This is a genomic window from Actinophytocola sp., from assembly GCF_036002505.1.
In the GTDB taxonomy this organism is placed as follows: Bacteria; Actinomycetota; Actinomycetes; order Mycobacteriales; family Pseudonocardiaceae; genus DASYTH01.
Window position 1 is genome coordinate 1 of the sequence record NZ_DASYTH010000343.1, and the last position, 1,925, is coordinate 1,925.

The 1,925-nt window shown below is 73.4% G+C and carries 2 protein-coding genes; one reads left to right on the plus strand and one right to left on the minus strand.

Annotated elements, in window-relative coordinates; all coding sequences use genetic code 11:
- Positions 1 to 249: 249 nt before the first annotated feature.
- On the plus strand, positions 250 to 1,146 hold the full coding sequence (locus VGR06_RS29970) for a metallophosphoesterase family protein (RefSeq protein ID WP_327562516.1): 897 nt from the start codon (positions 250 to 252) through the stop codon (positions 1,144 to 1,146).
- Positions 1,147 to 1,160: 14 nt separating this feature from the next.
- Here VGR06_RS29970 and VGR06_RS29975 read toward each other — a convergent pair.
- Positions 1,161 to 1,925: HNH endonuclease signature motif containing protein (locus VGR06_RS29975; RefSeq protein ID WP_327562517.1), on the minus strand; the 765-nt coding region annotated here is incomplete at its 5' end.

The following is a 1,925-nucleotide window of genomic DNA, read 5'->3' on the forward strand; positions in this document are numbered from 1 at the left end:
CGGCGCCGGCTGCGCGACAAGCGCGTCGCCGAACGCTGGCCGAAGGTCACCATCGTCGACCCGTAAGCCGGGTCGGCCAGGCATCGCTTCGGTTCATCATTCGGCCACCAATTCAGCGGGATTTAGCCGCTCGTCGCCGTATTCGTGACCGACTGTTTCACAGAGGTTCGTGGTATCGCCGCGTGCTTTCCCGACTGATCGTCTACAGGTGGTGCGTCCGCAATTCCGATCGGATTCGGAGGACGCACCATGACGACGACGCTCCGCCGCGCGCTGACCATCCTGCTGGCCGCCGCGTCGCTGCTGGCGACCATCGGCGCGGGGCGCGCGGCCGGCGAAACGCTGGTCGCGGCCGGTGACATCGCCAACCCGCCCGGCGGCGGGCGCGGCGACGTCGCCACCGCCCGGGTGGTCCAGGCGAACCGGCCGACGCTGGTCCTCGCCCTCGGCGACACCCAGTACGAGCACGGCGAGTACCGCAACTTCCTGGCCGCTTACGATCGTAGCTGGGGCCGGTTCAAGGCCCGGACCCGGCCGGCGGTCGGGAACCACGAATACATGGACCCGGCCGGACCGGCCGCCGGCTATTTCAGGTATTTCGGTCGACAGGCCGGTGACCCACGACGAGGCTATTACTCGTTCGACGTCGGGCCGTGGCACGCGGTGGCGCTCAACTCCGCCTGCGGCCAGGCTGGCGCGCCGTCGTGCGGCCATGGCTCGCCGCAATGGTCGTGGCTCCGGCGCGACCTGGCCAGCCACCGCCAGCGCTGCACGGTGGCGTTCTTCCATCACCCGTTCCGGTCCTCGGCGGCCCCGTTCACGGGCAAGCCGGAGCTCAAGCACCTGTGGGCGCTGCTGGTGGCCGGCGGGGTGGACGTGGTCCTGAACGGCCACAACCACGCCTACGAGCGCCTGAAGCCGATGCGGACCATGGGCGACGTCGACCATCGCGGCGCGCCGTGGACGATCGTCGCCGGCACCGGCGGGCGGTCGCTGATCCCCTATACCTCGGTGCACCGCAACTCGGTGTACCGGGCGATGCGCTACGGCATCTACAAGATGGTGCTGTATCCCGACCGCTGGGTCGGGGGCCACAAGGGCACCGACGGGGTCACCCGCGACCTGCACTCGATCGGCTGCCACTGAGCCTCGAACCGCCGTCACGCCGCGACGGGCTGTCTTCGATGTGGCGGTGTGACGGTGAGGTCCCCGTGGGGGTGACGGTGGAGCCGCCAGCCGCCCTCGTGCACGGCGCGATGATGGGCGCGGCACAGCAGCACCAGGTTGGCCAGGTCGGTCGGGCCGCCGTGCAGCCAGTGGCGCAGGTGGTGCGCGTCGCACCAGGCCACCGGCCGGTCGCAGCCGGGGAACACGCAGCCGCCGTCGCGCACCGCCAGCGACCGGCGCTGCGCGGCCGAGACCACCCGGGTGGTCCGGCCCAGGTCCAGCAGCTCCGATGGGGTGCCGCCCAGGGCGGGTGGCAGCAGCGCGATGGCGGCCCGCAGCCTCGCCGCCAGCCCGCCGGCGTCGTCGCCGGTGTCGTCGTCGCCGTGGCGGCGGGCGACCACCGCGCGGGTGAGCGCGGCGTCGCAGACCAGCCGCCGGGCCGTCTCGGCGGGTAGCGGTCCCGCCCAGCCGCCATCGGCGCCCGGCGTGCCCGCCCGACCCAGCAGGCTCGCGAGCTCGACCGTCACCATGACCTGCGGGCGGACCCCGCCCGTCAGCGGCAGCCGGCCACTCTCCAACGCGCGCCGGGCCAGCTCGGTCAGCGCGTCCGCGCGCCGCTGCGACCCGCTGCGCTGGTCGTCGGCGGCGCCGGGGCGGGCCAGCGGCTCCAACGCCGCGAGCAGCGTCTCGCCCGCCTCGGCCTCCAGCAGCCCGTCCACCGCCACCATGCCCGCCATCGTCGCCGACACCCACAGGCC